At 69.2% G+C, this 7,499-nt stretch carries 5 protein-coding genes; all 5 read right to left on the bottom strand.

Translation table 11 applies throughout. From position 1 onward, the window contains the following. Nucleotides 1–105: 105 nt before the first annotated feature. Nucleotides 106–834 carry a hypothetical protein gene (locus AB0N89_RS40800; RefSeq protein WP_364217060.1) on the bottom strand — a complete coding sequence of 243 codons (729 nt, stop codon included), beginning with the start codon at nt 832–834 and terminating at the stop codon, nt 106–108. Then, nucleotides 831–1,112, bottom strand: coding sequence for a hypothetical protein (locus tag AB0N89_RS40795; RefSeq protein WP_364217057.1), 282 nt, complete (start codon nt 1,110–1,112; stop codon nt 831–833). Before AB0N89_RS40795 ends, AB0N89_RS40800 begins: the two co-directional genes overlap by 4 nt. Before the next feature lie 587 nt (nt 1,113–1,699). Further along, entirely contained in the window at nt 1,700–2,950 is a 1,251-nt protein-coding gene (locus AB0N89_RS40790; protein ID WP_364217054.1) for an NAD(P)/FAD-dependent oxidoreductase, read from the bottom strand. Nucleotides 2,951–3,082: 132 nt separating this feature from the next. Continuing rightward, complete coding sequence (locus AB0N89_RS40785) at nt 3,083–5,299, bottom strand: P-loop NTPase fold protein (RefSeq protein WP_364217051.1); 2,217 nt, start codon at nt 5,297–5,299, stop codon at nt 3,083–3,085. 154 nt (nt 5,300–5,453) lie between these two features. Beyond that, the gene (locus AB0N89_RS40780; protein ID WP_364217048.1) at nt 5,454–7,193 is read right to left on the bottom strand and encodes a pyruvate dehydrogenase; all 1,740 of its coding nucleotides are present in this window, start codon (nt 7,191–7,193) and stop codon (nt 5,454–5,456) included. Nucleotides 7,194–7,499 lie beyond the last annotated feature (306 nt).

The following is a 7,499-nucleotide window of genomic DNA, read 5'->3' as shown; positions in this document are numbered from 1 at the left end:
CTGCGGCACCGGGTGCACGCCGATCCCCGCGCGTCGGGGGACGAGGAGGACACCGCGCGGGTCCTCGTCGAGGCACTGGGAGCCGCCGAAGGCACAGGCCGGTCCCTAGCCGGTTGTCTTCGTCTTCGCTCTCCTGAGGTTGCGGCGGGTCAGGAGCGTGACCGGCCCGAAGAAGAGCCCCGCCACCACGAACGGCGCGGCCATCGGTGTCCGGACGGCCAGGTACACCAGCGCGGTCATGATCCCGAGCAGCAGCACCGTGATCGGGATCAGCAGCAGGACCGCGCGGCGAGTGCGATCTTCGGCGGCGAGGACGTACTGCAGGAGGTCGGTCCAGCTGGTGACGTTGCGGCGCGAAGGCCGCTTGCCGCCGACCGGGGCGACGAACGGGTTGACGCGGGCGGCTTCCTCCTCGCTGAGGAACCCGTGCTCCCGCAGGCTCTTGAGGGTCATCGCGGCCAGTTCCTGCCGCATGTCCTGGTCGATGAGGACCGGGTTCGACGTGGGGGTGGTGGCCTCCTTGCCGTCGCTGGTACGGATGTCCTCGGCCTCCTGCTGCAGCTTCTCCCACAGGTCCATCACCAGTTCGGTCTGCGTGGTGGTCAGGCCGCAGGCACGGACGAAGGCGATGACCTGCTCGGGGTTGCTGGGCAGGCCGGGACGTTTGGTGTCGCGCAGGCTGTAGGCGGTCGAGCGCGGCATGCCGGTCTTGATCGCGATCTGGCCGCAGCTCAGCGGCGAGGCGTCGAGGACCCGGCCCAGCAGGGCCCGGAACTCGGTGGCGTCCTTCGCCTCGAACGTGAGCTGCTGCCCGTCGGGGACGGTCATGGTCATCGCCGTCCCTCCTGCCCGTCGTGCAGGCGGGCGAGCTCGTCGGCCGCCTGGCGGAGGAAACGGAGGTTCTTCGTGATCTCGCCGATCCCGCGCGGGATCGCGACCACGGCGACGAACACGACCATCGTGGCCGCCGAGATGCCCGCGGCCGCGGCGAACGGGGTGTCGCGCACGTTCAGGAAGACGGTCAGGCCGACGGCCAGCGTGATGACGAAGGCCTCCGGCCAGGTCAGTCTGACCGCGGTCTGCGCGGTGCCGGCCCCGGAGGGCGGGCTCACCGATCTCAACATGATTTGGTGCCCTTCTGCCGAGACGCGCGCCTGCCCGCCCCGGGTCGTCAAGGGCGGGCGAGGGTGGTGCGCATCGTGGTTGCGGATTTACGAGCACTGCCTCACCGGTCGGGCCTCGGTGGCTGGAACCACGCGGCCCTGTCGGCGACATCCCGGGGTGGGACCGGGACGAGAAAATCGTCCCGCACGGGCGCGCACCTGAGAAGAGCTCGCACCCGAACCGGTGTCTACCGCGCGAAGGCCGAGTCCCCGTAGACACGACGAAGGCCCCGAGCGCGTTTTACGCTCGAGGCCTCGTCACAAAGGCGCGATCCCAGTTCCAGCTGAGACCGCCGGGTTCCCGTGCCCTACCGCAACCACGCAGAAGAGACTCAGGACTCGACCCCCTGCCCGGGGATCGAGACGCAGCACGAGCTGGACCACCGGTCCCCCGTACTGGTAGCAACCAGAATCCGGCGAAACCCGCCGTCCACCGTCCACCCGTGGACATCAGACGCGCGATTTCGTGGAATCCGCAGGTCAGAGCACTCGCAGACCTGTCCACGCCGATCACGTGGACACCGGGTCGTGCGACCTCATGGACGCTCCTCGCCCCGATCCCCGGTCAAGGACCGGGCCACCGCCCTCGCCGTCCGGGCACCGGACGCCAGCGCGCCCTGCAGGGAGCTGGAGTCCCGGTGGTCCCCGCAGACGTAGGTCGTGTCGCCGAACCGGATCGAGCGGCGGAAGTCGTGGGGCGACGGCATCGCGGGAAGCGCGTGGGGGATCTCGTAGCGGCCGACCAGCGGCCAGCTCGACGCGTCGGTCCTGTACAGCCGGGTCAGCGTCCGCCTCATCTCCGGTTCGGCGAGCTGTCCGAGCGTCGACGCGCTGACGAGGGACGCGCCTTCCGGGGCGTAGGTGGGGCACACCTCGGTGAGGACGGCCGTGTTGAGGATCGATCCTCCCTGACCGTCGACCAGCAGCACCGGCTCGCTCAACGGGGACCGAGGCGGCGCGAAGTACCACGTCGTGACGCTGTTCCAGGACGGCTCCGGGACACCCTCGACGAGCTTCGCGGCTGTGGTCCCGTCCGTGGCGACCACGACCGCGCGCGCGTTCCAGACGTCTCCCCCGGCGGTGCGCACCCGTCCGTTCCCGATCGCCTCGACCGGTGTTCCCGTCCGGACGCCGTCCGACGGGATCGAGCGGGCGAGCTGCCGGGGAAGCTCGCCCATCCCGAGCGCGGGCAGCGAGGGCGCCGAGCTGAGGAAGCTGCGCCACACCAGCCGGAAGAACCGGGACGAGGTCGACAGTCCGTCTTCCAGGAAGACCCCGGACAGGAAGGGCCGGAACACGGATTCGATCGCGCGGTCCGAAAGGCCCGTCCGGCGCAGTTCGTCGAGGGTGGCGCGGTCTTCACCGCGGACGATCGCCTGGGCCGGGCCCGCGGCGGCGCGGACCGTCAGCGCGCCGAGCGCGGCGAGATCCTTGACCGAAAGATGGCGCCGGGCGGCGACGTCGCGGAAGGCCTTCGGGGTGTCGAGCGGGTTTCCGAGCAGGCTGAGCCGGTCGCCGTCGGCGACCCGGACCGCCCGCCAGAACTTCCCCAGCCTCAGCGCGTCGACGTCGACCAGCCGCCGGATCGCCGGGTAGGCCGGGTTCAGGATCTGGAACCCGCGATCCAGGCGGAACCCGTCGACGACGTCGGTGCGCACCCGGCCGCCGACCTCGTCCCCGGCCTCCAGCACGACGCAGGAGATCCCGGCGCGGTGGAACGACAGCCCGGCGGAGAGACCGGCGAGTCCGGCGCCGACGATCACGACGTCGACTTCGTGCACAGCCATCTGTGAAGCTCCTTCGGTTCTCGCCGCGACGGGCCGGTCCTGGCAGCGATCCTGACAGGTCACGGGACACGCCGCAGGACGTCTCGCCCTACTGCCATTCGGTCCCGGCGCATTGCCGGATGAGGTCGGCGGTCAGCGGACCGCCCTCGGGATGCAGGACCACGGCGCGAAGCTCGGCGTCGGTGGCCAGTTCGCAGAGCTCCGACGGCAGGCACTCGGACGCCCACAGCGGTTCGATGAGACCGCGTATCGCGCTCGGGTCGGCTTCGAGATGTTCCGCGATCGAGGGCCAGCGGACGCGGATGATCGTCCAGAGGGCCAGGACGTCGGAGGGCACGGTGTTCTGTTCGAGGTCCGGACGGAACGCAGGATGCTGTAGGTGTTCAGGAACTTCTTGATGTTGCGCGGATTGGGGTGCAGGAGCGGGAGGAACTTGCTCAGGGCGTGTTCGGTGCGGGCGCGGGACTGGGGTGTGACGAGGGCGAGGGCGGCGTCCCTGGCGAGGTTGTCCCGCGCGGCGGGGCTGGCCGAATCGATGATCCCCAGGATCTCGGACTCGTCGTCGGCACCGGCGAGGGCGGTCTTGCCGGCGGTGATCTCTTGCTCGACGGCGCCGTCGGGTCGGGGGTCGGCGACGTTGAGCAGACGTCCGAGATAGGTCGTCCGGGCCCGGGTGCTCGGCATCGGGACGGGAACGGTGAGCTGGAACAGCTTGTCCAGGAACAAATAGCCCAACGAATAGCCGGGCGTAGAGACAGAGTCGTGAAAGGACGGAAAGGCATCTTCGTAACTCTTGCGGAGCCAGGCACCGTCGGCTGCGACGACGAAGTACGCGGCCGCATGCCGGGTCGCCGAACCTCGTGTCGGGGTGTCGCGGATGAGAGTCTGGACGGCGTCGAGAAGCTCCACCACGTAATCGCCGGGGCAGCGGTCGAGGTCGTCGATGAAGAACAAGACGGGTTTGCGCGCTTTTCCCAGTATCCAGTCGAAATGGGCGGCGACCCGGTCCATGGGATTGGGACTCGACTGCTCGAACAGACGGGCGCCGCGGACCGAATCCCACAACAGGGTCCGGCCCACGACACGAGCGCCCGCCCAGAGCGCCGCCAGGGCGGCGATCACGGCGACCACGGCTTTGGCGAGGGTGGCGAGCGCGTCTCCGCCCGTGACACGCGGCAAGAGAAAGACGGCCAATCCGGTCCCTGCCAAGGCGATCAGGAACACGGCCAAGGTGAAGGCCGCGCCCGCTCGACGGGCTCGTGTGATCCCCTCGGCCACGCGGAGCATGCCCCTGGCGAAGAGGCCGCGCTCGCGAGCGGCCGCTTCACGGGTCGCGCTGAGCAGTGCCCACCAGGGTGGTCCGAGACGTGATTGCCGCCAGGCGTCGAACCGCACGATCGTGAAATCGTCCAGCCGCTCTTCGAGAAGATTCAGCAGGGTGCTCTTCCCCGTGCCCCAGGCTCCGTCGAGGTGGACGAGGAACGACGTCTCCGGGGATTTGCCGCGGACTTCGTTCAGCTGGGTGGCCAGGACGTCGGCCAAGGACCCGCGGCTGAGGTGGTCCTCGCGGGACGGCGCGTCACTCGCCCAATCGACCTTGGTGTCGGGCTCGGGCGGGATCGGCTCCGGGATTTCCGGCGGAACCAACTGCCGCAGTTCGTCCGGGGGATCGACTTGCAGCTCCCGCAACGCCTCGTCGAGCCAGTCGGTGGGGGCTGTGCTTGTCGCCGAAGGCAAGACCGGTGACAACGCGACGTTCGGCGCCGAGGCCTCGCCGAGGAGCCGCAGATAAGCCGTTCCGGTGAAAGTCTTTATCGAAACCGGTAGCGGACGGTACGCCTCGGGCAACAGGCCCGGGTCATGCGCGATGACGTCGGTGAAGAACCGTTCCGACGAGATGATCGCGACCATGCGGCCGGATTCGGCGAACGCCTCCTTGACCGCCTGAGCGTCCAGAATACGAAAAGCCGTATTGACGGTTTCGCTGATCCATCCGTTCCCGTCGTTCAGCACCTCGCCGGAGTTGAGCCCCACCCGCAGCCGCATCTGCGCCGACGGGACGCGTGTGTAGTTGTACCGGCGGAGCGCGACAGCGATGCGATCCGGCAACCGATCGGCGACCACGCTCTTGGCGGTCGATCGAGGCAGGACGATCAACGCGCCATCACCACGATCTTCGATAGCACAGGAGTCGAAATCGACGTCGATTTCGGTGAAAGCGATCTTCAGGATCTCGTACAAACCCTGGCGCAAGGCGAGCCGGTCGAGCGAGTTGCGGCCCTGGGAAGTGAATCCCTCGACGTCGACCACGACGATCGTGCGGTCGAAATCCTGCGGCGATCCCGCCACCGGCGCTCCCTCCCCGAGGCCGCGGAGACGCCTGCGACCGTGCCGACCGACGCCGTCACCGGGCGCGGCACTCTACCTTTACCGCCGCACGGGACCGGTCGGCAACGGCCTGACCGGTTGTGGTCAAGGCAGCCGGACGGGGGGAGAGAGCTCCTCAGGGCCGGGGAATGTTGCGGAGGTTGGCCCGGGCGAGGTCGATCATCCGGCCGACACCGCCTTCGAGGACCACCTTGCTCGCGGCCAGCGCGAATCCGCCGAGCTGACCGGCGGTGATGTGCGGCGGGACGGACAACGCGTTCGGGTCCGTCACGACGTCCACCAGCGCGGGACCGTCGTGGCTCAGCGCTTCCTTCAGCGCCGCGCGCAGCCGCGTCGGATCGGTCACCCGCTCCGAGCGCAGACCGGCGCCGCGGGCGATGGCGGCGAAATCGACCTGGCGATGGTCGGTCTGGTAGTCGGGCAGGCCGTCGACCAGCATCTCCAGTTTGACCATGCCCAGCGACGAGTTGTTGAACGTGACGATCTTGACGGGCAGATCGTGCAGGGCGACGGTGAGCAGCTCGCCGAGCAGCATGCCCAGTCCCCCGTCGCCGGACATCGACACCACCTGGCGTCCCGGATAGGCGAACTGCGCGCCGATCGCGTGCGGCAGCGCGTTGGCCATCGTGCCGTGCAGGAACGACCCGATGACCCGCCGCCGGCCGTTGGGCGTGAGGTACCGGGCGGCCCAGACGTTGCACATGCCGGTGTCCACGGTGAAGATCGCGTCGTCCGCGGCGAGTTCGTCGAGCAGATCGGCGGCGAACTCGGGATGGATGGGCACGTGCCGTTCGACGTTGCGGGTGTAGGCGTCGACGACGTTTTCCAGCGCCTTGCAGTGGTCGCGCAGCATGCGGTCCAGGAAGGTCCGGTCGGTCTTGCGCCGGAGAAGCGGCAGCACGGCTCGCAGGGTCTCCCGTACGTCGCCGTGCACGGCCAGTTCCAAGGGAGTGCGCCTGCCCAACCGGGTCGCGTCGTGGTCGATCTGCACGGTCCGGGCCTGGGGAAGGAAGGAGTCGTAAGGAAAGTCGGTGCCGAGCAGCAGGAGCAGGTCCGCGTCCTGCATGGCCCGGTAGCAGGCGCCGTAGCCGAGCAGGCCGCTCATCCCGACGTCGTAGGGATTGTCGTACTGGATCCATTCCTTGCCGCGCAGGCTGTGCCCGACCGGCGCCTGCACGGCCCCGGCCAGCTCCATCACCTCGGCGTGCGCACCACGCACCCCGGCACCGGCGAACAGGGTGACGGTCTCGGCTTCGTTGATCAGCTCGGCGAGCCGCGCCACCTGGGGCTCGGGCGGCACGATCGTCCCGTGTTCGGTGATCGGCGCCCCGCTCCCGGTGGGCGACGTGGCTTCGAGGTGCGCGACGTCGCCCGGCAGCACCAGCACCGACACCTCGCCGCGGGACAGCGCGTGCTGCATGGCGATCCGCAGCACCCGGGGCATCTGGCCGGGCCCGCTGATCTGCTCGCAATAGCCGCTGCAGTCGACGAACAGCCGTTCCGGATGGGTCTCCTGGAAGAACCCGGTGCCGATCTGACCGGACGGGATGTGCGAGGCGAGCGCGAGTACCGGGGCGCCGGTGCGGTGCGCGTCGTAGAGCCCCTGGACCAGATGGGTGTTGCCGGGCCCGCAGCTGCCCGCGCACACCGCGAGCCGTCCGGTCAGCTGGGCCTCGGCGGCCGCGGCGAACGCGCCCGCCTCCTCGTTGCGCACGTGCACCCACTCGATACCCGGGGTACGGCGGATCGCGTCGACGATCGGGTTCAGACTGTCACCGACCACGCCGTAGATCCGTTCCACCCCGGCCTGCACCAGGACCTGGACGAACTGCTCGGCGACATTGGGCTTGGCCATCAGGACCCTTTCGATACTGCGGCGGAGGGAACTCCTTCATGATCCACGTGCCGAGCGCGCGCCGCAGGTTCTGGGCGCGGGCGGGTGACAAGCCGCATGCCGGAGCCGGGTCGGGGTGGGTCGGGAGTGGCGATTGGGGTTCTCTTGAGCGGTAGGGCAAAGGTGGCGTGTTGTGCGTGGGGGCGCGTCCTGTGAGGCGTCGGCTCCCTCCGGCGGCGCCCAGGGTCGCGGGAGACCCAGATGAGACCACAGAAATTCAAAAAAAAGGGGTTGGGACCCAAAACACCCCCACGCACCCCCCCACGG

The sequence above is a fragment of the Amycolatopsis sp. NPDC089917 genome, from assembly GCF_040684635.1.
GTDB lineage: Bacteria > Actinomycetota > Actinomycetes > Mycobacteriales > Pseudonocardiaceae > Amycolatopsis.
The sequence above is the reverse complement of the archived record's forward strand: the minus strand, read 5'-3'. Positions and strand labels throughout refer to the sequence as shown.

Excerpts from the sequence above, each read along its gene's own strand:
- AB0N89_RS40800 (WP_364217060.1), bottom strand. The coding sequence starts at position 834 with ATGACCATGACCGTCCCCGACGGGCAGCAGCTCACGTTCGAGGCGAAG.
- AB0N89_RS40790 (WP_364217054.1), bottom strand. The coding sequence starts at position 2,950 with ATGGCTGTGCACGAAGTCGACGTCGTGATCGTCGGCGCCGGACTCGCC.
- AB0N89_RS40780 (WP_364217048.1), bottom strand. The coding sequence starts at position 7,193 with ATGGCCAAGCCCAATGTCGCCGAGCAGTTCGTCCAGGTCCTGGTGCAG.